Source organism: Enterococcus sp. DIV1206, assembly GCF_051712485.1.
Lineage (GTDB): Bacteria > Bacillota > Bacilli > Lactobacillales > Enterococcaceae > Enterococcus > Enterococcus faecalis.
The window spans coordinates 1,184,969-1,211,906 of the sequence record NZ_JBIOOZ010000001.1 but is presented as its reverse complement, the minus strand read 5'-3'; the positions used below and the strand labels follow the sequence as shown (position 1 = coordinate 1,211,906).

26 protein-coding genes and 1 other RNA gene are annotated in these 26,938 nt (G+C 37.2%); 5 read left to right on the top strand and 22 right to left on the bottom strand.

Annotated features, from left to right (window positions below):
- Positions 1-18: 18 nt before the first annotated feature.
- The 5 genes from IGK86_RS05855 to IGK86_RS05835 form a co-directional block, all read right to left on the bottom strand.
- Positions 19-2,232, bottom strand: a complete 2,214-nt coding sequence (locus tag IGK86_RS05855; RefSeq protein WP_002357079.1) for a RelA/SpoT family protein — start codon at positions 2,230-2,232, stop codon at positions 19-21.
- A gap of 214 nt (positions 2,233-2,446) precedes the next feature.
- Positions 2,447-3,199, bottom strand: coding sequence for a 16S rRNA (uracil(1498)-N(3))-methyltransferase (locus tag IGK86_RS05850; protein ID WP_010816132.1), 753 nt, complete (start codon positions 3,197-3,199; stop codon positions 2,447-2,449).
- A gap of 1 nt (position 3,200) precedes the next feature.
- Complete coding sequence (gene prmA, locus IGK86_RS05845; RefSeq protein WP_002357075.1) at positions 3,201-4,148, bottom strand: 50S ribosomal protein L11 methyltransferase; 948 nt, start codon at positions 4,146-4,148, stop codon at positions 3,201-3,203.
- 15 nt (positions 4,149-4,163) lie between these two features.
- Positions 4,164-4,649: a DUF3013 family protein gene (locus IGK86_RS05840; RefSeq protein ID WP_002388170.1), complete on the bottom strand. Its 486-nt coding sequence runs from the start codon at positions 4,647-4,649 to the stop codon at positions 4,164-4,166.
- Positions 4,606-5,283 (bottom strand): DNA-3-methyladenine glycosylase, encoded by a 678-nt coding sequence (locus IGK86_RS05835; protein ID WP_002364174.1) that lies wholly within the window; start codon positions 5,281-5,283, stop codon positions 4,606-4,608. The genes IGK86_RS05840 and IGK86_RS05835 overlap by 44 nt, the downstream gene beginning before the upstream one ends.
- 128 nt (positions 5,284-5,411) lie before the next feature.
- Between IGK86_RS05835 and IGK86_RS05830 the strand changes: the two genes are divergently transcribed.
- The 4 genes from IGK86_RS05830 to IGK86_RS05815 all read left to right on the top strand — a co-directional run bounded on the left by IGK86_RS05830 (position 5,412) and on the right by IGK86_RS05815 (position 8,084).
- Positions 5,412-6,689 carry a replication-associated recombination protein A gene (locus IGK86_RS05830; protein WP_002360030.1) on the top strand — a complete coding sequence of 426 codons (1,278 nt, stop codon included), beginning with the start codon at positions 5,412-5,414 and terminating at the stop codon, positions 6,687-6,689.
- Positions 6,690-6,761: 72 nt separating this feature from the next.
- Positions 6,762-6,955, top strand: a non-coding RNA gene (gene ssrS, locus IGK86_RS05825) — 6S RNA.
- 7 nt (positions 6,956-6,962) lie between these two features.
- Positions 6,963-7,295, top strand: coding sequence for a hypothetical protein (locus IGK86_RS05820; protein WP_002357068.1), 333 nt, complete (start codon positions 6,963-6,965; stop codon positions 7,293-7,295).
- Between the two features lie 315 nt (positions 7,296-7,610).
- Positions 7,611-8,084 carry a universal stress protein gene (locus IGK86_RS05815; RefSeq protein ID WP_002357065.1) on the top strand — a complete coding sequence of 158 codons (474 nt, stop codon included), beginning with the start codon at positions 7,611-7,613 and terminating at the stop codon, positions 8,082-8,084.
- A 111-nt stretch (positions 8,085-8,195) separates the two neighbouring features.
- On the opposite strand, the gene IGK86_RS05810 is transcribed toward IGK86_RS05815, so the two are convergent.
- From IGK86_RS05810 to IGK86_RS05730, 17 genes are all read right to left on the bottom strand, one after another.
- Entirely contained in the window at positions 8,196-9,383 is a 1,188-nt protein-coding gene (locus tag IGK86_RS05810; protein ID WP_002357064.1) for an acetate/propionate family kinase, read from the bottom strand.
- 24 nt (positions 9,384-9,407) lie between these two features.
- Positions 9,408-10,415: a class I SAM-dependent methyltransferase gene (locus tag IGK86_RS05805; protein ID WP_002357063.1), complete on the bottom strand. Its 1,008-nt coding sequence runs from the start codon at positions 10,413-10,415 to the stop codon at positions 9,408-9,410.
- A 128-nt stretch (positions 10,416-10,543) separates the two neighbouring features.
- Positions 10,544-10,897 (bottom strand): competence type IV pilus minor pilin ComGG, encoded by a 354-nt coding sequence (gene comGG / locus IGK86_RS05800; protein ID WP_002362054.1) that lies wholly within the window; start codon positions 10,895-10,897, stop codon positions 10,544-10,546.
- Complete coding sequence (gene comGF, locus IGK86_RS05795) at positions 10,897-11,331, bottom strand: competence type IV pilus minor pilin ComGF (protein ID WP_002357060.1); 435 nt, start codon at positions 11,329-11,331, stop codon at positions 10,897-10,899. Before comGF ends, comGG begins: the two co-directional genes overlap by 1 nt.
- A complete protein-coding gene (locus IGK86_RS05790) occupies positions 11,321-11,647 on the bottom strand; it encodes a type II secretion system protein (RefSeq protein ID WP_010775953.1) in 327 nt (108 codons plus the stop codon). The genes comGF and IGK86_RS05790 overlap by 11 nt, the downstream gene beginning before the upstream one ends.
- The gene (gene comGD, locus IGK86_RS05785) at positions 11,613-12,059 is read right to left on the bottom strand and encodes a competence type IV pilus minor pilin ComGD (RefSeq protein ID WP_016626571.1); all 447 of its coding nucleotides are present in this window, start codon (positions 12,057-12,059) and stop codon (positions 11,613-11,615) included. Before comGD ends, IGK86_RS05790 begins: the two co-directional genes overlap by 35 nt.
- The gene (comGC, locus tag IGK86_RS05780) at positions 12,056-12,331 is read right to left on the bottom strand and encodes a competence type IV pilus major pilin ComGC (RefSeq protein WP_002356991.1); all 276 of its coding nucleotides are present in this window, start codon (positions 12,329-12,331) and stop codon (positions 12,056-12,058) included. Before comGC ends, comGD begins: the two co-directional genes overlap by 4 nt.
- Positions 12,331-13,377 carry a competence type IV pilus assembly protein ComGB gene (gene comGB / locus IGK86_RS05775; protein ID WP_002401325.1) on the bottom strand — a complete coding sequence of 349 codons (1,047 nt, stop codon included), beginning with the start codon at positions 13,375-13,377 and terminating at the stop codon, positions 12,331-12,333. Before comGB ends, comGC begins: the two co-directional genes overlap by 1 nt.
- Positions 13,334-14,302, bottom strand: coding sequence for a competence type IV pilus ATPase ComGA (comGA, locus tag IGK86_RS05770; protein ID WP_002374519.1), 969 nt, complete (start codon positions 14,300-14,302; stop codon positions 13,334-13,336). The genes comGB and comGA overlap by 44 nt, the downstream gene beginning before the upstream one ends.
- A gap of 240 nt (positions 14,303-14,542) precedes the next feature.
- Positions 14,543-15,871: an APC family permease gene (locus IGK86_RS05765; RefSeq protein WP_438742149.1), complete on the bottom strand. Its 1,329-nt coding sequence runs from the start codon at positions 15,869-15,871 to the stop codon at positions 14,543-14,545.
- A gap of 289 nt (positions 15,872-16,160) precedes the next feature.
- Positions 16,161-17,234 carry a 23S rRNA (adenine(2503)-C(2))-methyltransferase RlmN gene (gene rlmN / locus IGK86_RS05760; RefSeq protein WP_002356987.1) on the bottom strand — a complete coding sequence of 358 codons (1,074 nt, stop codon included), beginning with the start codon at positions 17,232-17,234 and terminating at the stop codon, positions 16,161-16,163.
- Between the two features lie 124 nt (positions 17,235-17,358).
- Positions 17,359-19,188: an ABC transporter permease gene (locus tag IGK86_RS05755; protein WP_010713274.1), complete on the bottom strand. Its 1,830-nt coding sequence runs from the start codon at positions 19,186-19,188 to the stop codon at positions 17,359-17,361.
- The gene (locus IGK86_RS05750) at positions 19,178-19,927 is read right to left on the bottom strand and encodes an ABC transporter ATP-binding protein (protein ID WP_002384339.1); all 750 of its coding nucleotides are present in this window, start codon (positions 19,925-19,927) and stop codon (positions 19,178-19,180) included. Before IGK86_RS05750 ends, IGK86_RS05755 begins: the two co-directional genes overlap by 11 nt.
- A gap of 117 nt (positions 19,928-20,044) precedes the next feature.
- Positions 20,045-20,746, bottom strand: a complete 702-nt coding sequence (locus tag IGK86_RS05745) for a GntR family transcriptional regulator (protein ID WP_002356983.1) — start codon at positions 20,744-20,746, stop codon at positions 20,045-20,047.
- 130 nt (positions 20,747-20,876) lie between these two features.
- Complete coding sequence (locus IGK86_RS05740; RefSeq protein ID WP_010823794.1) at positions 20,877-23,300, bottom strand: DNA translocase FtsK; 2,424 nt, start codon at positions 23,298-23,300, stop codon at positions 20,877-20,879.
- Positions 23,301-23,613: 313 nt separating this feature from the next.
- Positions 23,614-24,825, bottom strand: coding sequence for an NAD(P)/FAD-dependent oxidoreductase (locus tag IGK86_RS05735; RefSeq protein ID WP_016617571.1), 1,212 nt, complete (start codon positions 24,823-24,825; stop codon positions 23,614-23,616).
- A gap of 28 nt (positions 24,826-24,853) precedes the next feature.
- Positions 24,854-25,759, bottom strand: a complete 906-nt coding sequence (locus IGK86_RS05730) for a prenyltransferase (protein WP_002360016.1) — start codon at positions 25,757-25,759, stop codon at positions 24,854-24,856.
- A gap of 121 nt (positions 25,760-25,880) precedes the next feature.
- On the opposite strand from IGK86_RS05730, the gene IGK86_RS05725 reads away from it, so the two are divergent.
- On the top strand, positions 25,881-26,861 hold the full coding sequence (locus tag IGK86_RS05725; RefSeq protein WP_002360015.1) for a polyprenyl synthetase family protein: 981 nt from the start codon (positions 25,881-25,883) through the stop codon (positions 26,859-26,861).
- Positions 26,862-26,938: the final 77 nt, after the last annotated feature.

Sequence of the window (26,938 nt, the reverse complement as noted above, 5' to 3'; positions counted from 1 at the left end):
TTGCCTCACTTTTAACACTTACCCATTGGTTCGACGAACACTATAAACATCTGGTACACTTTTAATTTTGTCAACGATGGTTTTTAAATGAGAAAGGTTTTGAATTTTCACAGTGACATGAATCTGGGCCATCTTATCTTTGGATGGACGAGCTTCAACGCCGACTAAATTTTTTGTCATCGAACTAATGACTTGTAAAACATCACTCAGTAAGCCACTACGATCATAGCCGTAAATCTCCAAATCGGCAGCGTATTCTTTGCGACTGTGCTCGGTATCTTCCCACTCAACTTCAATTAGACGTTGTGCTAATTCTTCTTGATGTTGTACGTTAGGACAGTCCGCACGATGAATTGAAACGCCCCGTCCTTTGGTAATGTAACCAACGATTTCATCACCAGGCACTGGATTACAACAGCGGCTTAAACGAATCAATAGGTTGTCCACCCCTTGAATCACGATGCCGCCTTCATGACGAACTTTCATTTTTTCTGATTCTTTTTTAGCTGGCTGATTTAACAACTCTTCTGCTTCTTGGCGTTGACGTTCCAACTCTTGTTCGCGGCGTTCTTTTTCTGTTAAACGATTGCACACTACTTGCGCACTTACTTCGCCATAACCTACTGCCGCAAATAAATCATCTTCCGTTTGAAATTTAAATTTATCTAGCACTTCCGCCATTTTATTCTTCGTTAAAAATTCTTTCGGTGTAAAGCCGATTTCTGTCATGTATTTAATGACAGCATCATGCCCTTTAATAATGTTATCTTCACGGTCTTGTTCTTTAAAGAAACGTTTGATTTTATTTTTGGCTTTACTTGTTTTAACCATTTTCAGCCAGTCGCGACTAGGTCCGAAAGAATTCGGTGATGTTAGGACTTCAATAATATCCCCATTTTTTAGGACATAGTCTAACTGTACCATTTTGCCGTTGACCTTCGCACCGGTTGTTTTATTCCCAATTTCAGTATGAATGCTGTAGGCAAAATCTAGTGGTCCGGAGCCTTTTGGCAGTTCGGTTACATCTCCACTTGGCGTAAAGACATAGACTTTGTCGCTAAAAATGTCTTCTTTCACACCTTGCATAAATTCAGAAGCATCGTAGCTTTCATCTTGTAATTCAATAATTTCATGGAACCAATCGACTTGCTTCGTCAGTTCATCTGTTTCAATTTTTTCCGCTTTGCCTTCTTTATAGGCCCAGTGAGCCGCCACCCCAAATTCGGCGATTTGGTGCATCTCATGGGTCCGAATTTGGACCTCTACTGGATTCCCTTTTGGCCCAATAACTGTCGTATGGATAGACTGATACATATTCGCTTTTGGCATAGCAATATAATCTTTAAAGCGACCTGGCATTGGTGTCCAACGTGTATGAATCGCCCCTAACACGGCATAGCAATCTTTAATGGAATCGACAATAACACGAATCGCTAATAAGTCATAGATTTCATTAAATTGTTTCTTTTGGTCCTTCATTTTACGATAGATTGAATAAATATGTTTTGGTCGACCATATATTTCTGCGTAAATTTCTAAATCTTCCGTAGCTAAACGAATATCTTCGACTGCTTCTGCCACATAAGCTTCACGTTCATCGCGTTTACTTTGCATCAAATTAACAATTCGATAGTATTGGTTGGGGTTAATATAACGTAAGGCCGTATCTTCTAATTCCCATTTAATTCGACTAATCCCTAAGCGATGTGCTAAAGGCGCATAAATTTCTAAAGTTTCTTGCGCAATCCGTCGTTGCTTATCTTCACGTAAATGTTTTAATGTGCGCATATTGTGCAAACGATCGGCTAGTTTCACCATAATGACCCGTAAATCTTGCGCCATTGCCAATAACATTTTCCGATGGTTTTCGGCTAATTGTTCTTCATGAGATTTATATTTAATTTTTCCTAGTTTCGTTACGCCATCGACTAACATTGCGATGTCTTCGCCAAATTCTTCTTTTAAATCGTCCAGTGTTACGTCCGTATCTTCGACAACATCATGTAAAAATCCTGTTGCTACAGTATGGGGATCCATATGTAATTCAGCCAGAATGCCTGCCACTTGAATCGGATGGATGATGTAAGGTTCACCTGATTGTCGGACTTGACCTTCGTGTGCTTTTTCAGCATAAGTTAATGCTTTTTGAACCAACTCAACATGTTCTGGTCCCATATAGGTACTTACAATTTTGATGACCGCTGGGCCTGTCAGTATTTCTTCTTTTGGCATGGTATTCACTCCTCTATGAAGGTGACCTTTGGATAAAGAACACTTCGTTCACGTTTTATCTATTTTAATAAAAAAGAAAAGTACCACTTGAAACAGTAGCACTTTCAACAACTCTATTATACTAAATTTCCCTTAAATTTCAATCACTGTCGCTTTTTTACTCTCTGTTTATTCAAAGAGAATGCCTACAAGAATTTTACAGGCGGGCTTTCGTTTAATTTAAAAGTTCCATTTGGTAGCTAACCGCACTTAAAAGATACAACGGTGCTGTTTCTGCTCGTAAAATTCTCGGACCCAACCCGCAAAGTTTCGCCCCAGCCTGCAGAAATTGTTCAATTTCTTGCGGTGCAAAGCCACCTTCAGGTCCAAAGAGCACACACAAACATGCGCCTGGCTGGCAAGTGGATAATACTTGTGCTAATTGACTTTTTTCTCCTTGTTTTGCTGATTCTTCATACGCAACCAAGACTGTGTCATATGAGTCAAATTGCGCAATGATTTCTTGTGTTTTTTCCACCAAAGAAACACTTGGTGTCTGCTGCCGATGCGATTGCTCCGCCGCTTCTGTGGCAATTTTTTGTAATCTTTTTTCTTTGGCTGCTCTTTTTTTGTGGTCCCATTTGACAACGGAAGTTTTCGCAGGAAAGCCGATAAACTGATTGCCACCTAGCTCCGTGCCTTTTTGAACAATCCATTCTAACTTGTCCCCTTTTGGTAACCCACACGCAATCGTCACTTCAATTGGCAATTCTTTGTCCATTTCTTCTTTACTAATTTCTTTAAAGTAAACAGATGTTGAATCAATTTCCACAATCTCAGCTAAAATGGCAGTTTTATTTTGAAATACTAAATAACAACGATCATTCGGCGTCATTCGCATAACTCGCACAATATGATGATAGTTTTCATCTGCGACTTTATACAAATCTTTTTCTTGATAATCTTCTTTCATGAAATACCGTTGCATTTTACTCTTCCTCTGGTTTCTTCAAGATAATCGCATACCAATCGCCTTGATTAAAGAGTTGGTCCACCACAAACCCGACTTTCGTTAGTGCTTCTAAAACCATTGCTTTTTTATCTTCAATAATTCCAGAAATAATGAAGGTACCGTCTTGTTTTAGCAAACGCCAAGCATCTTCAATCATTAACACAATAATATCTGCCAAAATATTTGCGACGATTACATCAGCAGAATGGTCAATCCCTTTTAGTAAATCATTGGCTGACACATGAACATCGGCCGCAATGGGATTTAAATCCATATTTTCTTTTGCCGCTGCAACTGCTACTTCATCTAAATCATATGCGTAGACGTCTTTAGCCCCTAAATAGCGACTTGCAATACTCAAAACACCAGAACCCGTTCCTACATCTAGAACTGTTTCGCCACCACGTAAAACAGTTTCTAAAGCTTGCAAGGTTAAACGAGTCGTTGGATGCGTGCCTGTACCGAAAGCCATGCCCGGATCCAATGTGATAATTTTTTCTGCTTCATCTTGTGCGTGATAGGCTTCCCAACTTGGCACAATCGTTAAGAATCGTGTGACACGGACAGGATGATAATATTTTTTCCAAGCAGTTGCCCAGTCGCTTTCTGCTACTTCACTAATTGTCATTTCGTTTTTACCAATGGATAAGCCGTACTCTGGCAAGCGTAAAATATTTTCTTTCATAAATGGTAAAATTTCTGGTAAGAAGGTTGTTTCAGGAAAATAAGCCATCACAATCGCCCCTTCTTTAATGTGGGTGAATTGCTCTTTATCTAAAATTTCCCCATACAGATCACTTTCAAAATTTTCAATGTCCAACGCATCTTCAATGGCCACGCCACTTGCACCAGCTTCCATCATAATGTTTGAAATTGCTTCAACTGCTTCGCTAGCCGTTTCTACTTTTACTTCTGTCCACTTCATGTTCTCACCTCTAAATTAATAACTTGGATACGCAATCCATTGTTCTTTTTCTGTTTCTGCCACTTTTTTAATCATCGCTTCAAAATCTGCTGGCTCCCAATGCAATTCAAAAACTTCCGCTGTTTCATCTGATAAAAAGTCTAACAAATCACTTTGCCCTTCATCTAAAACCACTTTTAAATAGTGAATGAATCCGTCTAAAACTGCTTTGCGTAGCCCTTTTTTTCCTTCATAAGGAATTGTGACTAAATACTCTTCGTCATCAACGACTGACTTTTGCGGATTGTAAAATAACAAACCATCTTCAAATTCAATGAATTCTTCTTCTGAAAGCGTACCATCAACATCATCAATCGCCACTTGCTCATTGTTTTCTGCATATAAACGAACAATGACTTCGATGGTATGGTTTTTACGATCCCAATCAAGGCCTACTTCGTAATCTCCTAAGTGTTTTTCAAGTTGTTCCTCTAAGTATGTGAGCATTGTTGCTTTTTTCATTTTCTTCATCCTTCCAGCCAAAATCTATTTGGTCTACTGCTGTTCTTTTTTGTTTAGAAATATATGGATTGCCAGCCACGACGTATCTTAAAGGCAATTCTGTCCAACGACCTTTATTGGGAATTCCAATTCGTGGTAGTGCCTCAATTTTTTTCGGAAATTTTCGTTTTTCTGGCACAAGCCGTAACGAACTAGAAAAAATCGACTGCCCATATAATTGCTTATCAATTCCTAAGGCTGCAACTAATTTACCTGGTCCATTGGTCAATTCCACGCCTTGACGTCCTTGGCGATTTTCAATCATTTTGTCTACACCTTCAACAGGTTCAATCGCGCGGATCATCACCCCTTGTGGTTTGCCTTGTTCTTGTGTCACCATATTTAAAATTAAATGCGTGTGCATAGTATATAAATAAATCGTGCCTGGTTTGTCATACATGGCTTGTAAGCGTGGCGTTTTTCTCAAGCCAAAGCTATGGGCCGCCTCATCATCAGGACCTAAATAAGCTTCTGCATCCACAATGTACCCACCTAAAACGCCTGTTGCTGTTTCGTGCTCTAAATACATCCCTAACAAGTATTGCGCCACTTCTTCAGTTGTTTTTGTGTTAAAGATATTTATCGTTTCTTTCATTTCTTTCACCACTCCCTATCATACACGAAACCTTCCGCTATATCCATCTAAAACCCAAAAAACCACCAAAAAGCGAATGTACGTTCTTTATGTTATAATAAGATGATTATGAAAAAGGAGGTCCTTTTATGCAACAACCTTTAGCCTATCGAATGCGACCTCGTCACTTAGACGAAGTAGTTGGTCAACAACATTTAGTCGGCCCTGGTAAAATTATTCGTCGGATGGTCGAAGCCAAAATGCTTTCATCGATGATTCTTTATGGGCCGCCTGGCACTGGAAAAACCAGTATTGCCAGCGCAATCGCTGGTTCAACAAATTATGCCTTTCGCATGTTGAACGCGGCCACAGACACCAAAAAAGATTTACAAATCGTTGCTGAAGAAGCCAAAATGAGTGGCACAGTGATTTTACTGCTTGATGAAATTCACCGATTAGATAAAACAAAACAAGATTTTTTGCTCCCTCATTTAGAAAACGGACGAATTATTATGATTGGAGCCACTACCGAAAATCCATATATTACAATTAACCCTGCGATTCGTAGTCGCACGCAAATTTTTGAAGTAAAGCCCTTAACGGAAACAGACATTCAGCAAGCGATTCAAGAAGCCTTAACCGATAGCACACGTGGCTTAGGCGATTATCCCGTCCACTTAGAAGAAAAAGCATTACAACATTTGACACGCGCAACGAACGGTGACTTACGTAGTGCGCTAAATGGACTAGAATTAGCTGTTAAATCAACACCCAAAAATGAACAAGGCGAAATTAAGATCACCTTACCGATTATTGAAGAGTGCGTGCAACGAAAAGCCTTAACCCATGATAAAGATGGCGATGCCCATTATGACGTGATTTCCGCTTTCCAAAAGTCGATCCGAGGAAGCGATGTAGATGCTGCACTTCATTATTTGGGTCGCTTAGTTGAAGCAGGTGATTTACCGATTATTTGTCGTCGTTTAATGGTCATTGCTTATGAGGATATCGGTCTTGGGAATCCTGCGGCCGCCGCTCGGACAGTCACCGCTGTTCAAGCCGCCGAAAAGCTAGGGTTTCCAGAAGCTAGGATTCCTCTAGCTAGTGTCGTCATTGATTTATGTTTATCGCCAAAATCAAATTCTGCAGTCACAGCGATTGATGCTGCTTTGGCAGATATTCGACAAGGCTCTGTGGGAGACGTTCCTGATCATTTGCGTGATGCCCACTATGCTGGAGCCAAAGAATTAAACCGTGGCATTGGTTATCAATACCCACATAATTTTGAAAACGGTTGGGTCAATCAGCAATACTTACCTGACAAATTAAAAGAGGCACGTTATTACGAACCGATTGATATTGGTAAATATGAACAAGCCTTACATCAGCAACTCAAGCGTATCCAAGAATGGAAACAGAAAAAATAACAAAATAATACGCTTTCAAAAAAAGAAACAATCTCGTTGCCGATTTTGAGAGAGTATGCTATTATAAAGATGGTAAATCTGTGATGTACGCGTTGTCCTTTCACTGTGTTGACCGAACATTTTTATTGATATCTAGGGATCCTGCTTGTATCAAAGTTGGTAACATGCCTTTTCTTTTGGTAGTTCAATACTGCGATCGAGGAACCCACCTGCTTATCTTGCGGGTTCAATACTCTAGGACGATTACCGGCATCGACGGATTTTACCATTTTTATGAAGATTTCTAAACAATTTGCTCTGGCAAGTTGTTTTTTTTTGGAGGACAAGATGATTCGTATACTCGTACTATTACTCGCCGTTGTCACAGGCGTAGCCAGTTATTATTTGATGAAGAAAAGTGCAGCTTTTTTACCACTCTTAAAAAAAGAAACTGCAACAGAAAGTCAACAGTTTATCGAACGTTTTGGGCGTTATTACTTGATTATCGCCATTCTAGGTGTTCTAGCGGCTATTTTTAATCGCCCGTTATTGTCAATTGGTTTTATCTTTTTTGTTTTATTACTTTCAACGTTATTTAGTTTAACTTTTGCAAAAAAAATGTCATAAAAGACGATGAATTTAAAGAGGTCGGGACAGAAGTGTTTAACTCCGAGAAATAAGAAGGAATTTCCGAAAATTGTTCTTTAATTTTTGGAGAATTTCGGCTTATTTCCGAAGGAGTTGCTTCTGTTTCCGCCGTTTATCAATTTTTAAGCCTGGGACAAAAATCCAAAGTGATTTTTGTCCCAGGTTCTTTTTTTACAAAAAATTGCCAATATTCAGAAAAAAAAGAAGCGGTTTCAGTTTCTTTTTTTCTTTGTTTGTTTTACAATTATTATAGAAACAATTAATGATTTTTTTACGCTGAAAGGAGCGGTTATTATGTTACAACAATATCAAAAAATTATGATAGCAATCGATGGTTCTGACGAAGCAGACTTAGCCTTTAAAAAAGCGGTCAACGTCGCTAAACGAAACGATGCTGAATTACTATTAGCACATGTTGTTGATACGCGCTCTTTCCAATCAGTGTCCTCTTTTGATGGTGCGCTAGCAGAAGAAGCAATGTCAATGGCAAAAGAAACCTTAGACACCTACCAACAACAAGCGGTGGATATGGGACAAACAAAAGTCTCTAGCGTTCTAGCCTATGGTTCTCCTAAGAACATTATTGCCAAAGAATTACCAAAAGAATACAACATTGATTTAATTATGTTAGGAGCAACTGGATTAAATGCCGTTGAGCGTTTATTTATTGGCTCTGTCTCTGAATCAGTTATCCGTAACGCTAGTTGCGATGTTCTCGTTGTACGGACGGATTTAGACAACAAATTACCAAAAAATGAAGAAAAATAAAAAATAAAAAGAAACTGAGCCAACTATCAAAAGTGATAGTTGGCTCAGTTTCTTTTTATTTACCTATTAAGCACACCTTGTGAGAGCATCTCACAAGGTGTGTTCGTTTAATTATTTTAGACGTTCTACGTCACGGGCAATCATTAACTCTTCATCAGTTGGTACTAATAGAAGCTTGATTTTTGAATCATCAGTTGAGATAACTGCTTCTTCACCGTGTACATTATTTTTGTCATCATCGATTTCACAACCAAACCAAGTCATGCCATCAATAATATCTTTACGAACGCCAACTGCATTTTCACCGATTCCAGCAGTAAAGACAATCGCATCAACGCCATTCATAACAGTGACATAGCTACCAATGTATTTACGAATACGATCGATAAAAATGTTGTATGCTGTTTGAACTTCAGGTTTATCTAAGTTTGATTGTATATCGCGCATGTCGCTTGATAAACCATTTGTTAAACCTAATAAACCAGATTTTTTGTTTAAAATATCAACCATGTCTTGTACATCAGTCAAGCCAAGTTTTGTCATTAAATAAGGTAATAGTGACGCATCAACATCCCCTGAACGAGTCCCCATTGTAACGCCAGCAAGAGGAGTGAAGCCCATTGATGTATCGACTGATTTACCACCATCAACTGCAGTGATTGAAGCACCATTTCCTAAGTGACAAGTGATAATTTTCAAGTCTTCAATTGGACGACCTAACATTTCTGCAGCACGTTGAGAGACATAACGATGACTTGTTCCATGTGCCCCATATTTACGTGCAGCAAATTTTTCATAGTATTCACGCGGTACACTATATAAATAGTTGTGTTCTGGCATTGTTGTGTGGAACGACGTATCAAAGACTGCCACGCTAATGATTTCTGGTAAGATATGTTTAAATGCTTTAATCCCCATCGCATTCGCTGGGTTGTGTAAAGGTGCTAATTCAGATAAAGCTTCAATTTTTTCTAATACTTCGTCTGTAATAACAACAGAATCTTTAAATTCTTCTCCACCAGCAACTACACGGTGACCAACACCAGTAATTTCATCATAAGAACCTAAAATGTTTAAGTCGATTAATTGGTCTAGTAACATTTTTACTGCCACTTCATGGTTATCAATATCAACAATTACTTCATATTTTTGTCCTTCACCATATTTAATTGTGAAGATAGAATCTTTTAAGCCAATACGTTCAACGATTCCTTTAGCGATCACTTCTTCATTTGGCATTTGGTATAATTGCCATTTTAAACTTGAACTACCTGCATTAATTGCAATTGTTTTAGACATAATTTTCTCCTCTTCGTTACTATTTTATTTTAAATTTGAAGCTTTCCAAGCTTCAAATTGTTTAAAGAACTCCGTTACTTTATTGATATCTTTCAAAGAGGCAAGTTTTGCTAACAAAACTTCCTTCACTTGCTCAGCATCTGCACCCTTGTTTTGAACAAGCAAGATACTTTTTCGTGATTGTTCTGACTTAAACAATTCATCAGGTAACTGTATCATTCCTTGTAAATAGACGTTTTTTGTCAACCAATTTTTAAAGAATTCACTTTGCTCAGTCTCTAAAATATTGGTTGGGATTAAGAATAAGCCGAACCCTGCTGGTTTCACGTATTTCATGGCTTGTTCCATTAATAAATGATGCGCATAACTATGGCCTTCCTCCGCAGCAGCAGCAAATCCCTTTGCTCGCTCATCATTTGGATAATAGCCAATCGGCAAGTCACTTAATGCTAAATCAACTGGATCCAATAACAAATCTTGCAATCCGTCTTGATGGAACAACTGAATATTAGCTTGTGACCAAGCATTGTTCACAGAAGATACCGCCAAAAGTGTTTCATCGATATCCACACCATAACCAGAAACTTTGTAACCAGCTGTTTCAAGGTTTAGCAGAACCGTTAACAGTAAATTTCCCATTCCTGAAGCAGGATCTAAAATTTTTAATGGCTCTGATTTATTTGTTAATTGTTCTACTAAATAAACAAACAAAAAGCCAATACCGTCTGGCGTCAATTGATGATTTGCTTGAAGCTGCTCTTTTCTCGTTCCTTTTAACAAAAGTAATTGGGACAAGCGTCGCACATCTTCAGGAGCTAAATCAATTTTTTTAATCGTATGATACAGCGTTTCTAATTGTTTCACTGTCTCTGGATTAGGTACTCCGTCAAGTACTCGTACTTGAAAATCATCTAAAATATTTTCACCATTTTCAATATACGCATCTAAAAAAGAAGTATCCAATGACTGTTGCAATAACTGGATTGCTTGTTCCATTGGCTCGAAAGCCTCTTCAATTTTTTCTGGGAACAAATTAGCACCTCTATTCTATTCAAAATGTAACAACTTCCATACCTGTTTTATTTTAACGAAAAAAGAAAGAATAATCAATGCCTTTACTGTCTTTCTTCTAAAATCTAATAATTTGTAGAAAAACAACGCTATTCCAGCATTGTTTCCGCTTTTTTTTGATGAGAAACTCTCTCTTGATATTGGTATTTTCGACCAGATTTGTTTAATAAAACAGTTATTCTTAATTGTTCATTTTTATATGTATAATCGAGGGTTACTTGCTCGTACATGAGCTTTTCTTCTGTTTTTAACTTTCGTCTATTTTGTTTAACATCTGCAAGAAATAAATGAAGGATACTTTTCCCTGCATAGTATTCCTGGGTAGCTTGCGTAAATTTTTGTGTTAACTGACGTTCTTCTAGTAACTGAAGGGCGAGAAAACTCATCAAATAAACAAAGGCCATGGCCGTGAACAATAAGTTTCCTGAATATTTTTGCCTCATTAAAATTCTCCCTTTATCGGAAAAAAACTATCAAATGTTTTTCCAGAAGTAAAAGTAACTTCCAAAGTAAACGATTGTCCTTCATTTTTAAACTGTCCATTTTTGATACCAATTAACAGCGGTTGATAGCCTTTACCATTGACTCGCTTAATAATTTTATCTTCTTTGATTTGAATTGAAATAGTCTTGTTTGTTTCTGAGTCGAGGAAAGAAATCTCTTGAGCAGAGCCTGTTTGGAAAACGAGCTTTTGACATTCTTTTTCTAATTGAATTAAAAAAATATGCCAGGATTTCGAATCATTGTTTTTCAAATATTGATTTCCGATAAAACTTTGTTGAATCATCAACTGAAACAATTGACACATACAACTTAAAACGACTAGTGCCACTAAACACTCTAACATTGTAAAACCCGCATATTTTTTATTGACCAATCAAAATCGCTCCTCTTGAATCTGTGACTTTTAGTATCCTTCTTCCCTCGTTCTCCATCAAAGAAAATCGGTAAGTTTCTCCTTGATATATCCGCTCTTTGAAACGTAAATCACCCGTCTGCTCTAAAAATAAAATTGCTTCGTATCCTAGACGAGTGCGCGTTAATTCTTGCTCCCGTTGATAATTTTGCTGAATTAATTGTGTAATAGTCAGGGAGAATATCCCTGCTACCACACATACAATACTAAAACTAACGAGACTCTCTAATAAAATAAAACCGCTATAAATAGTTAATTTTCTTCGTATATTTGCCACTCCCCATCTGAAATTGTAAAATAAGTTGCTGTTTCTTTTCAGTCCAAGTAAAAATATATTTCACTAAACGGCCATTGTTCCCTGACGAATGAAGAAAACTGAGTTTACTTGGGCCACTCACTGTCATTTTTTCAGGTACAGCTAGCGAAGTCCTTCGAGCTGGTTGGTTCAATTTATCAGGAAATGAAAAGCTTTGTTGTTCTTCAAAAAACCAAACTTCTTGTGTTTCCTCTAAAACAATTGCTTGCTGTTGCGCAAAACGAAGTTGTTTTTCTACCGTAGCAAGAAACTGTTCAATTTTTAATGTTTCTTGCCAGCGGTGAATAGCGAGTGTTGGGAGCATAGTCATAAAGCAAACAATCGTTAAACTAGCAAGTGTTTCCATTAATGTGAATCCTGCTGACTTGTTCATTGCTTTTCTGCTGTATATTTATCTAACTGCTCTTTAGTAATGTAGCCTTCGTTGACTAATTCATTTAAGGAAGGCGTCTTATTTTTTTCTAGTGTGTAGAGCTCGATTTGTGATTCTACAATTTTTACGATTGCTTCATTGCCTTTTTTGTCAACTGTTTCTTTATGTTTCGCTAAGTTAGGGACAAAAAGTAAAATCAATACGGAAATAATCAATAAGACAATCAACATTTCTAATAATGTAAACCCCGCGTATTTTTGTTTCTTTTTCATTATAAAACTCCTTCCATATTGCCATAAATAGGCAGCAACATTGCCCCATAAACACCGATAATTAAACAAGCAATTATGATAAAAATAAGTGGTTGAACGAGAGTAATGACTCGTTCAATTTTTTTGAAAAAACCTTGGAAACAGACATTACTATAAACCATCAACTCCTTGCCTAATTTTCCTTTTACTTCTCCTTGTTGAATCATTAAACCCAATGCTTTTGTAAAAAAAGGATAAGCAGCTAATTGTCTATGTAAGGTTTCACCAACTAGCAGTCCTTCACTAATTGCTCCAGCTAATTCTTTCATTAAGGGGTAATTGGTTGTATGGCGCATCAAATCGATGACCTCTTTCATTTCTAATCCTTGTGCAAGCAACTTCCCCCATTCTAGTGCAAAAAAAGCACTGACGTATTCCCGATAAAGGCCACGGATAATTGGCAGTTTCAGATATACGAAGGCCCGCTGAATAGCAGACTGATGCTTCAAATAACGGTTTAAAATGAAGAAACTAAATGAGAGGACAAAAACTAAGGTAACCAGAATGTATGGACTGTAAACAATCAGAAGAATCCCAATATTTTTAGAATAACTATTGGCATCATTTTCCATTAATTGGGGCAATAAAAATTGCCGAATACCAACAATGACGAGAATCAAAAAAGCAATCAGGAGCAGCGGATAACTAATTATTTTATAGAACTGTTGCCGATATTTTTCCGTTTGAAAAAAATGTTCGGAAATCGCTTGTAGTGTCCCTACCAAATCCCCGTGTGCAGTAGCAAACGACAATTGTGCCGAGACCATTGTTGAAAATCCTAATTCTTCGACTAAAGCTTGTAAGGCAATGCCTGAGGAAAAGCCTTCAACTAAAAAAGTTATACTGCGCTGAGGTAAGGTGTTTGATTTTTTCATGAAGGAAAAACTTTCTTGTATATTAAAACCATTTGCAAGCAAATCCGCTAATAGTTTCAGAAAAAGCTGCTGTTGTTTTTTCGTTAATTTATTCGATGGCTTGAAAATACGTTTTTTCTGTAATAAACCCATACGCCCATGCCTTTCTTAGATTCTTTTGCCAACTACTCTTTATAACAGCTTCCTTAAAGAAGAAATAATCATAAAGAATTCCCGCTACTTGTTCCTTATTAATCGTGGTTGTCAAAATCTGTTGATAAATGATACCTTGCAAGCATTCAGCCAATTCATGCTCTGGGCCACCTAATTCTATCAAACGCCGTTGCACCCCCAATAAGTTACGGGCGTGAATTGTCGCAAAAATAGTATGACCCGTTAAGGCGGCTCGAATAACTGCTTGAGCCGTCTCGCCATCACGAATTTCACCAATAATCAAAATATCAGGATGATGGCGCAAGCAAACTTTGATTAAGGCTTCGTACGTTAACTGAATTTTTTCATTTGTTTGCAACTGTAAAAACTGCTTTTCCTCAATTTCAACAGGATCCTCAATCGCTATCACTTGTTGTTCGCCACTTCTTTGTTTAGCCACACGATACATGGTTGTTGTTTTCCCAGAACCAACTGGCCCACTGAATAAATAAAGTCCTCGTTTCTGACAAGATGCTTCAATTTCATTTAGCTGGTGGGGAAAGAAAAAATGTTCAGCTTGTTCACCAAATCGGTGCAAAAAACGAATTACCAAGCTCTCTCGATTCTGAAAATCTCCCACAGATGATAAACGCAAGCGTTGCTTCGTCTCGCCAATTAGATAAGTTGTCGCGCCTAATTGCGCTTTTCGTCTTTCTCCGACATCCATACCACCGATAAATTTAAAGTGGAAAATTAACTTTTCGCCTATTTCTGCGGAAACTTGTGTGTAAGGTGTCCGTTGCATCCCTGTCCGAAAAGAGATGGCTATTTCAGTATCATTGGGTAAAAAATAAACGTCTTGCGCCCCATGAAGGACGCCCCATTCAATTAATTGATGAGCTAATTTTTTTACATTTTCAGTCATTCATTTCCTCCTCTCACTAATAAACTACGCATTTATTTTATGATTTCAGCAAAAAAAAGAACCTTCACCAGTAAGATGAAGGTTCTTTTTTTGAAGTTTGCGCTGTCCATCTATCTTCCCCAAAATAGTGGAACTCCTAGACACTTAGTATTATACTAAAAAAATCTTGCGTTTAGTTTTCAAAAATTTCTCTGAATCACAAAATTTTTGAGAAAAACTATGATAATCCGATTGGATTGTTTACGTTTTTGGCTTCGTTTTTTGTTTATTAACTAAATAAACTGGAATTCCTAGAAGCGTAATTCCTATACCAATCAATGCTAGAATAGGCTGTGTAATACTCGTTGTAACCAAGATGAAGATACCACCTAGACTTGCGATAATTGGAATAATTGGATAGCCAGGAACTTTATACGGTCGTTTTAATTCAGGTTCTCGTTTTCTTAAAATAAAAACGGCTAAGAAAATTAATAGATTAAACAGCCACATAACAAAAACTAACATATCCGTCAATAAATCGAAGGTCCCGAAAAACATCATGATAATGGCTACAGCTAACTGGAAAATTCCAGCAACGTAAGGAACAACAAAGCGTTTAGACAACTTTTGAAACTGACGACTAAAAGGCATCAGATTATCTAAGGCTAAGGCATAAGGAATCCCAATCCCTGTCATTGTGTAGCCGTTTAACGCACCATATACAGAGATTAAAATCCCAATAGTTACGATTTTGCCGCCAATTGGTCCAAAAATAGCCACAGAAGCATCCGAAGCTGCATTCAAATTCCCAGCGATTTGCTCAATTGGTAATGTTTTTAGAAATACAAAATTAATTAAAGCATAAATTAAAGTAATCAATAACAAACCAAAAATAATGGCTTTAGGCAAGTCTCTTTCTGGTCGCTTCATTTCACCAGCCACGTTACCCACACCTAGCCAGCCATCATAAGCAAACATGGTGGCGACTAAGGCGCCACTAAAAGCAACTAAAAAGCCAGTATTCGCTGTTGTTTCAACAGGAAAAAGTGAAACAGCTACCTGTCCTGGAGTAAATAATCCTACTAAAGAAATCAAGGCAATTGGAATCAGTTTTACCACCAATGTTGTTGATTGGACCAAAGAAGCAATTTTTGTTCCTAATAAATTAATTATCGTGATACTGGTTCCCGCAAGAATGGCAATTGGAATCAATAAATTTGCCGATAAATGAAACAAATTGATTAGTTGTGTACTAAAAATAATGGATAACGCCGAAATGTTGGCAGGATAATAAATGATACTTTGTGCCCACCCTAAAAGAAAACCAGCTAATTTACCATATGTATATTCAATATACTTCACTGCGCCACCTGTTTCAGGGATTGCTGTAGCAAGTTCGGCGCTGGTTAATCCTGCACAAATGGTTAAGGCACCACCTAACACCCAAGCAAAGATAGCTAAACTAGCTGACTGTGCGTGTCCAACGACACTCGCAGCTTTAAAGAAAACACCAGCGCCAATCACCGTACCCATTACCGTGGATAACGCACCAAACGTTGTTATCTCTCTTTTTAATTGCTTTTTCTCCATAGACTCCCTCATTTCATTTAAACTAAACAAGCGTAACAAAATTTCACTTTCTTGAAAAGATAACGAAAATAATAGCTGTTTTCATGAAAAATTCTGTGACGATCTCTTTTCAGTATAGCTATTTCTTTTAGAATTTCAAGTTTGAAAACCACAAAAAGAAAATTTGTCATAAAAGTTTTAGAGCATTCATCTTTTGTTTATAAACAAGAATTGAAAAACCGACGATTTTTTATTAAATAAACGAAAAATCGAATCAAAAAGAAACCTTTCTGATCCGATTTTAACTATGTTATTGGTTTTTGACTTTTTCTTTTTTCATTTGTTTACTGCGTAATTGTCCGCAAGCCGCATCAATATCTGTTCCGTGTTCTTTACGAATAACACAATTGATGCCATTCTTTTTGAGTACATCATAAAATTTTAAAACCGCTTCTTTAGAGCTTCTGCTATATTGATCGTGTTCACTCACTGGGTTATACGGAATCAGATTAACATAAGAAAGTTTTTTCTTATTCCGTAGTAAATCTGCTAATTGTTGAGCATGTTCTGGTCGGTCGTTCACTTGACTCAACATAATATATTCAAATGTAACACGTCGGTTGGTTTTTTCAATGTATTCATCAATTGCTGCCATTAATTTTTCAATTGGAAAACTACGATTAATCCGCATAATTGATGTACGGACTTCGTTGTTAGGAGCATGTAATGAGATTGCTAAGTTTACTTGTAGTCCACTGTCTGCAAATTCACGAATTTTTGGCACTAAACCACTTGTTGAAACTGTAATATGACGGGCACCAATAGCCAAGCCTTTATCATCATTAATCGTTCGTAAAAAGTTCATGACATTGGCGTAATTATCAAATGGTTCACCAATTCCCATCACAACGACATGGCTAACACGTTCATCCAACCCACGTTCATCGAAATAATGTTGCACCCACATAATTTGGGCAACAATCTCGCCAGCAGTTAAATCTCTTTGTTTTTTTAATAGCCCACTAGCACAAAATGTACACCCAATATTGCAACCAACTTGAGTGGTCACACAAACAGATAATCCATATTCTTGACGCATTAAGACTGTTTCAATCATATTTTTATCTGGTAATTCAAATAAATATTTCACGGTACCATCTTGCGCTTCTTGCACAATGACTTGTTTTAATGGATTTAATGAAAAATTTTCTTCTAATAAAGTCATCAACGATTTAGAAATGTTCGACATTTCACTAAATGAAGCAACACGTTTTGTATACAACCATTCCCACACTTGTGTTGCGCGAAATTTCTTCTCGCCATGGGCTAAAAACCAGTCCACAAGCTGTTCTCTCGTCAGTCCATAAATGGATTCTTTCTGCATTTCTTTTCCTCATTTCTGCTATTACATTCGCTTCATAACTATAACGTATTCTCACTTTGAATGCAATATCACGAAGAACATCAAAAAAAATCGTTAAGCGTGCATGCTTAACGATTTTTTATAATTAATCTTTCACTAAGTGATAAACTTTTTTGAAGTAGAACGTTCTAGCAATTAAATAGTAAACGACCTGAATCAATAAGAAAACGCCTAAAACTTCCCAGCCAGCTAATTGCATTGGTTGATCTAACACGGCATACATTGCTTTCAAAGCAACAGCTCCATGAATAAATGAAACAACAATCGGTGTAAAGAATAAAATACCTACTTGTTGGTAAATCATTTTCTTCAATTCTTTTTTCGTCAAACCAAGTTTGTAAATCATCTTGAATTTTTCAACGTCCGTATTCATATCACTGTATAAACGGAAGTATAAGAAACTACCCGCCGAAACAAAGAACACGATACCGATAAATAGTCCGACAAATAGAACTGGCGTATAAAATTGCGTAATGGCTGCCGACATTGCAGCTGTTCCTAGTAACATGGGATACTTGTCACCAATAATATTTTCTGCTTTTATCAATTCTTCACGATCAGTTCCTGCTTTGGGCTGCCAAATGGTATTTATTTCACTTTTAACTCCGTCTAACGGTGTTGTATCAGGAACAACTAAAATCCCTCCAGCTGTTGGCAAAACATTGGTTTTAGAGATTTTATCGACTTTTAAAGTTTGATTGTTAGCTAAACTAACTGTTTTTACGTCCACAAACATATCTGAAGGAACATTTTCTTGTTTTAAATTAACTACGCTATTCCCATCAATCGTTGGTTCGTCAATCATTTTTGCTAACTTATTATATTCTGATGCTTGAATTAAGCGGATACCTTCATTTGTTGTAAATTGTGGATACTCCACTTCATCAAACTGAATATTTTTTTCTTGGAATGTTTTTGTCGCAAATTGTTTCATTTCTTGATTTTCTGGGTTGGTCGAATCAGACAATGTCAGTTCGTACGGTACAGAACTTATTCCTTTAAAAATCATCTCGTTCACGCCGTATAACGTTCCAATGGCAGCAAAAGCAACCGTTGATATCACCGAAACCAAAAAGAACGAACGTGCATTATCTTTCATGCGGAATGCTAAATCTGATAAAACGACCATATTGGTTTTTTTCCAAAAGATTTTTGGTTTCCGTTTTAAACGTTCAATGACAGAAACACTCAATTGGTCAAATAAGAATTTTGTCCCTAAAATAACTAAGAAAATTACTGGGAACATCACCATTAAAACTAACTGTCCCTTAGCAACTAAAGCAATTCCGTAACCGACAACTAAAAGCAACACGGCTAAGAAAGATTTAACTTTAGAGCTTTTGATTTCACCTTTACCCATTTCTCCTGCTTTTAATAGCTCTTGAAGTGTCGCTTTTGGCAAGCGGAATTGAATAAAGAAAGAAATTACTAAGAACAAGACCGCAAATGAAATGACAGTAATGATAAACGGCATCACTGGCAAATAAAAACCTAAACCTAGATGCATTAATAAATTGCTAATCCATAAAATAAACTGTGAAAATCCAACACCTAAAATGCTACCAAAAATTGTAGCAAAGAAACCAATCACTAAGTTTTCAATAAAAATCATTTTCTTTAACTGTTTTGGACTCATCCCTTGAATCATCAAGGTTCCAAACTCTTTTTTCCGAGATTGGATAAAGACATCCATCGAGTATAAAACGAATAAGAAAGAAAAACCATAGATTATAATTGCCGCAGCCGTCATTCCCATTTGTGCTTTAGGATTTAAACCATTAGCTAAGGCTGGGTGAAAGACAAAACCAGTGAACGTAAAAAAGATCATCACAGAAAACATTGTACTTAGGAAATAAGCCAAGTATAAATGCTTATTTCGAATCGTGTTTCTTATAACAAACTGATTAAAATTCATTATCGACACCTTCAATCTCAGCCAGTTTCACCATGATTAAATCGTAGAATTCTTTTTGGTTGCCGTTTTGGATAATTTCATCAATTAATTCACCATCTTTAATAAAGACAATGCGCTTGCAATAACTTGCGGCTAGCGGATCATGGGTCACCATTAAAATAGTCGCCGCTTCTTCTTCGTTTAATTGTTGTAACAAGCCCATCACATCCTTAGATGATTTCGTATCTAAGTTTCCTGTTGGTTCATCAGCCAATAATAATTGCGGATGATGAATCATTGCCCGCGCAACGGCGACACGCTGTGCTTGTCCACCAGAAATTTCTGCAATTCGTTTTTTCAACAGATGATTGATACCTAAACGCTCACTTAATTCTGCTAATTGTCGTTTCATTACAGAGACTTTTTCTCCATCAAGCGTCAATGGTAAAATAATATTTTCTTCAACAGTTAATGTTGGCATTAAATTAAAGCTTTGAAAAACAAATCCTAATTCTGTACGACGGAATTTAGCAATTTGTTCTTGATTCAAATTGTTTGGATTTTTTCCATTTAAAAGTATTTCACCGTCTGTTGGACTATCGATTGTTGCCAACAAATTTAAAAGTGTACTTTTCCCACTTCCAGAAGGTCCCATAATACCAATAAATTCACCATCTTGGACAGTTAAATTAATCCCTTTTAAAGCTTCATATTTAATTTCGTTTCCGTAAACTTTTTTCAAATTTTGTACTTCTAACATATTTTCCACTCCTATTCTTCTCACTCATTTAGTGTATCGAAAACGAAAAAAAACGACAATAGAAAAGAATAACAATGAACTTACATTACTGTAAGTGCACTGTTATTCTTTTAAAAGTTATGCTTCATATTCAATCACATAAGGATGAATCTTCGTATTATAAATAGCTTCTGAATATTCTACGCAACGACCTGTTGGGCTTAACGAACGCCGAATTCTTTTTAAGCCCGTTGTTTCAGTTGTTTGCAACATTTTTTGCTCTGCTTCTGTCAAAGTTGCAACTTCAAAACGGTCTTCAAATTTATAAATTTCAATGGCATGTCGATCCATCAAACGATACAAGGATTCTTCTTTGTATTCAGTCAATGATACGTCTTTCATGGCAGCTGGCAAATAGTAATTAAAATAAATATAGGGTTGTTCATCGATTAGATATAACCGTGAAAGGTGAACCACTTCTTCTCCTAAAAATTGATAAGCCGGCATCTCTTTTGACAACGTCAAGTTTTCAACTTGTAAAACTTTTTTAGTGACTTTCTGACCTGATTCATTCAAAAATTCAGTGAATGTCCCTGCTTTTGATAGTTTATTATAGGGACGATTGCTTAACACAGTTGTGCCTCGGCCACTTTTTTTCTCAACAAATTCTTCTGTTGCTAACATTTCGATTGCCCGCCGAATCGTAATTTTACTAACGTTAAACATCTCTTCCAATTCTGTTTCTGTTGGTAAAAACGTTCCTACTGGATACTTGCCACTCAAAATATCTTCTTTAATCTGATCTGCTACTTCTAAATAAAGCACGCTCTTTCTTCTCATGATACGCTCCCTCCCAACCGCACTATTCCTTTCTATTTTACCAGAAAATGATGATTATAACATGATGCTTTGCTGAAATTATAAAAAAAGAACAAAAATAGATAAATTTATCTATTTTTGTTCTTTTTGTTTATTGTTCTGGTGTTTCAGGTGCTGCCTCTTCTGATTCCGCTTGTAGAAAGACTTTTCTTGGTTTGCTACCTTCTGATGGTCCAATAACTCCGTGTGCTTCCAATTCATCTACTAAGCGAGCCGCACGATTATAGCCAATTCTAAAACGTCTTTGTAGCAATGAAATACTAGCTGTTTGCATTTCAACCACCAAGTTTTTCGCTTCTTCAAACAACTCATCTTGAGGAGCTTCGCCACCGCCTGAAGTGGTCGGTTCATCTGTTGGCATCATGCTTTCTTGATATTCAGCTTCTTGTTGGTCCGTTACAAACGCAACCACTCGTTCGACTTCTTGATCAGAGATAAAGGCCCCTTGGATACGAATTGGTTTATTTTCTCCCATTGGTAAGAAGAGCATATCGCCTCGACCTAATAGTTTCTCCGCCCCGTTGGTATCAATAATGGTACGCGAGTCTGTCCCACTTGAGACCGCAAAAGCCATTCGAGAAGGGACATTTGCTTTGATGATTCCTGTAATGACATCCACACTTGGCCGTTGTGTCGCTAAAATCATATGAATGCCCGCTGCCCGTGCCATTTGGGCTAAGCGGATAATCGCATCTTCTACTTCGTTACTTGCCACCATCATTAAATCAGCTAACTCATCAACAATGACAACAATAAATGGCAGAATCGGACGATTTTCGCCATCTTCCGCATTTTTCTGTTGAATTAGTTGATTGTAACCAGTGATATTTCGGACGCCTGTTGCTGCAAATTTTTCATAACGAAATTCCATTTCTTGAACTACTTTTTGCAGGGCTTGTGCCGCTTTTCTCGGATTAGTAACCACTGGCGTTAATAAATGAGGAATCCCGTTATACACATTCAATTCTACCATTTTCGGGTCAATCATCATTAATTTTACTTCATGGGGTTTCGCTTGCATCAAAATACCTGTGATGATGCCATTGATAGCAACCGATTTCCCACTCCCTGTCGATCCCGCAATTAATAAATGCGGCATTTTTGATAGATCCGCAGTTTGAACCATCCCTGAAATATCTCGACCTAAAGGTACTTCTAATAGTTTATCTGGATGACTTGGTTGTGCCTCAACAATATCTCTAAAGGATACTGTACTAATTGCACTATTAGGAACTTCAATCCCGATTAGTGATTTGCCAGGGATTGGGGCCTCCATACGAACATCTTTGGCCGCAAGCGCTAAAGCAATGTCATCCGTCAAGTTAACAATTTTGCTAACTTTTACCCCAACAGCGGGTTGAACTTCAAATTTTGTGACAGATGGTCCTAAACTAGCTTTGACTACTTTAGCATCAACACCAAAACTCTTGAAGGTTTGTTCTAAGACGCCAATATTTTTTTCGATTTTTTCATATTCACCACTTTGATCCGTTGCTTGAATTGTATCTAACAAATCAGTTGGTGGTAGTTGATAATCACGATCTTCCGCTTCTTCAGAAATTTCAAATTCGAGAACACCAGCTTCATCTGCCGCCTCTTCTTCCTGCTCTCGTTGCGGTTTTGTTGCTGCGATTGGTGGTACAGGCATCGCCTGATTTTGCTGTTGAAACGAATCAATTTGAACAGGCGTTGGTGCAGTCGGTTCTTCCACCATTGGTTGGTGGGTTTCAACTGGTGTTTTTGTTAAGCGCTCGGCTGCCGCTTGTTCCATGCGTTCCCGCTCTTGTAATTTTTGTTGGGCAGCGGCTTCAATTTTTGCTTGGCGTTCTGCAGCTTTGGCTTCTTTCTTCGCTGCTCGCTTCGCCTCTTTTTCTTCTTGTCGCGCCTGTGATTTTGCCGAAACATGACTTAGGCGATCTTGAATACTTTGGAAATGATCAACAATTTGCTGAAAATCCCACATACTCATCAAGAAAATACCCGCTAACAGTAGCAATGTGGCAATTAAATAGCTGCCAAATTGTGCCACCAAAAAGTACGTTCCTTGATAAAGCAGCGCGCCAATCATACCGCCCCCTACGTTTTGCGTCACTTGGTTGGCTTTTAAATCGCTTTGCAAAAATTCCCAAGTGTTACCTAAAATATCAGGTTGACTGCCACTAACATTTCGAAACATAAAGGCATGGAAAAATAACAAAACACTAATATAAATCAGAACAGCCCCAAAAATAGGGCGCCCTCTTTTTAACGGAAAATCTTTCCCATAAATCATGACTAATAAGCCATACAGGATTAGTAAAATCGCTGCAAATGGAAAGGTATTACCTACAACTAAGCGTAAACAATTCGCTAATAACGTGCCTAAAAACCCTAAGCGAAAGAGTCCAAAGACACCGAATAAAATAAAAATCAGGCCAAGAAACATATAATTTAAACGTTCTTGTTGTTGCTGTTGTTTTTTGGTCTTTTTCTTTGTCGTACTTTTTTTCTTATTTGTTGCTCTTTTTTGTGCCATTTAACTTCCCTCTTTCCATCACTTCTCATTATACATAAAAATGGAATCGAACAAAAGTGCCCACCTCATTTTACTTGAAAAATCATGGAAATTTTTTAAAAACTTTCATTTAAGAAAAATGAGCGTGGGACAAAAATCACTTTGGATTTTTGCTCCACGCTCAAAAACTGATAAACGGCGGGAACAGAACCAACTCCTTCGGAAATAAGCCGAAATTCTCCAAAAATTAAAGAGCAATTTTCGGAAATTTCTTCTTATTTCTCGGAGCTAAACGGTTCTGTCCCGACCTCATTATTTCTTATTTTGCTGATTCTTAATGGTATAAGTCGAAACGACCTTTAGCCATCATTTCTTTGGCACCACCTGTTTCAAAGAGCGCTTTGTTCATGATAATTTTTTTCATGAATGAAGCTGGGTATCCTTTAATGTCTGTTTTACCAACAATTCCTAAAGCACGTGTATTTCCGACAGAACAAACAGAACCTTGTGATTTAAAGCTGAAAGGTTTAGTTGCTTCCCCTTTCAATTGTGCTTGAATATTTTTAGCAGCATGAGCGCCCATCTTCAAGGCGATTTGTGCTGTCGTTGGGTAAGGTCGATTAGTTTCTGTATCCATAACTGCTGAGCAGTCACCAATAATATAGACGTTGCTATGGTTCGCATCTGTTAAATCTGGTTGAACCATGACACGACCACGACGAGCTTCAAATCCAGAATCGCCTACAACGTGGCTTCCACTAACACCCGTTGTCCAAATAATTGTTTTAGCAGAAAGTTCTGCCAAGTCGCCTGCTTCGTTATCTTGATAAACAACTGCGCCTGGTTTGATTTCTTTAATCGGTTTACCTAATAATAAATGAATAGCTGAATCTTTTAATAATTGCACACCATAGTTCGCAAGTTTTTCGTTAAACATCGGCAATAGGCGAGTAACTGCTTCGACACAATAAATTTGGATTTGATCTGCTGAGACACCTGCGATTTCAGCAAATTTTGGTTTATTTTCAACAAGAGAACCTAATAATTCAATCCCTGTAAAGCCTGCTCCGCAGACAACAATTTTTAAGAATTCTTCGTTTTGAGTTGCTTTGTATTGACGCATTTGTTCTTGGATATGTTCATACACGTTTAAAGCCGTTTTCACATCTACCATTTGTAGAGCATGTTCTTGCACACCAGGGATACCAAATGATTCTGATTCAAACCCAAGAGAAACAACTAAGTAATCATAATTGATTGTTTGGCCATCTTCTAAAGCAACTGTTTGTGTTGCAGCATCAATTGTTTTAACTGTTCCTTGGATAAAGGTTGTCATTTTTTCATCGACAACATCCATAATATTGTATGTGATTTTTTCAGCTGGTTGTGTTCCAGCAGCAACTTCATGCAAGTCCGTTGCTTCGTAGTGATAGTTATTACGATCCACTAAAGTAATTTCGACGTCTTTGGCGCCTTTTTGTAATTCGCGTAATGTTTTTAAGCCTGCGTAACCAGCACCTAAAATAACAACATGTTTCTTATTCATTTTGATTCCCTTCCACTCTATAAAAAATTTACAGCCACCACAAACCTATGGCAAAAAATAGCACTTGTGCAGTTGCTCCCACAGCTAAGATCTTCACAGCACAAACAAATGTTTTACTCTTCACTTGTTCCTTCAGTAAGGCTTGGGTTTGTTTCCGTACAAAAGGTAAAGTTAAAAGCATGAGTAACATTGTTGGCGGGGTTAATCCTAAACCGACAGCTAACAAAATGGCTAACATTGCTATTGTATTTAATCCGACGAATAATTTCAAAGAACTTGCTTTGCCAAGGTAATGAACTAATGTATATCTCTTGTTATTTTCATCTTCCTCTAAGTCACAGATATTATTTGCTAACATTAAGTTAGCAATGTAACAAGTATTAGGTAAAGCGACTAAGAAAATCCCCCATAAATTAGCTGCTGACCAATTGAAAACTTCAAACGTATTAATGTAGACACAAATAAGGGTAATCATGAACCCCATTGTAAATCCTGAGAAAACTTCCCCTAATGGTAGACTGGACAAAGGTTTCGGTCCTGATGAATAAAAAATACCAATTAAGTAACAATACAGACCCATAATTAATAACGGCCAGCCGACAATAAATGACAACCCAATCCCCATTAAAGCAGAAACGAGAATCATCCAAAAAATCATTTTGCGTATTAATGGCAAAGATAAATTTTCTCGACCGATAATATTCGTTTTTTCCTTATAATCATGAACTTCTGTGGCATGATGGTAATCATTATAATTATCTAAAATATCGACCGCCATATTAAAAATAAACATCGCAATGAAAAAAATTAAAACATAACCGACATGGAGCCGCCCATATTGGTACCAACTAAAACAAATTCCTAACAAAAATGGCAAAACACTCGCTGTTTTTGCTTTTAATTCTACTAATTCAAAAAATATTTCTCGATTCAAACTATCCCTCCGCTACTTTTTTACAAACTTTGTTACTTTTAAAACTTAATTACTGTATTTCTGTCGCCAATTCGTATACAATCAAATAGTATTGAACCACTGAAAGGATCGTAGTATATTTATGAACACATTTTGGAAGTCGTTTCCTGACGTTGAACGTTCTTTAACGGAAACATGTGAATTAATTGAACAAACGTTGCATACACGCAACGAAGACATTGAAGAAGCCTTAGTAACTTTGGCTCGTTCTGGCGGCAAATTATTACGCCCCGCTTTTTTCTTTCTTTTTGCTCAACTGGGTGATGAAGAAAAACAAGAGAAACAACAATTATTAAAAATAGCTGCATCTTTGGAAATCCTACATATGGCTACGTTGATTCACGATGACATTATTGACGATTCTCCATTGCGCCGAGGCGCTGTGACTATTCAATCACAATATGGTAAAGACGTGGCTGTTTACACAGGTGATTTACTATTCACTGAATTCTTTACTTTGATTGCAGATGCCATGAATGGCTCTGAATTTATGAAAATCAATGCACAAGGAATGAAACGGTTATTACTTGGTGAACTCGATCAAATGAGTCATCGATTTGACCGCCGCATGTCGATTCCTGCTTATTTAAGAAGTGTCAACGGCAAAACAGCCGAACTTTTTTCACTAAGCTGTCTTGAAGGGGCCTATTTCGGTCATAGTTCAAAAGAAGTCCAACGTTTAGCTAAACGAATTGGCCGTCATATTGGCATTGCTTTTCAAGTCTATGACGATATTTTAGATTATACTGCTGACACGGAAACCTTGAAAAAGCCCGCTTTAGAAGACTTGTCACAAGGTGTTTATACGTTACCCCTTCTCTTCGCTTACCAAGCAGCACCTGACGTATTCAGCCCTTATTTGGATAAAGGACGCGCCATTACCTTAGAAGAAGCAGCTGAAGTTGCGGCGCTAGTCAACGACTATCATGGCGTTACAGAAGCACAAGCTTTTGCTAAAAAAGTAACCAACAAAGCAATCACTGATATTCAACAATTGCCTGATGGCACAGCAAAAGAAACCTTACTTTCCTTAACTGAGCTCTTATTACATCGTTCATTTTAAACGTTTTATGGAAGAATTGCCATTAATTGAAATAGAAAAACGACTGATTGTTTGCTTTAATCAACAACCAGTCGTTT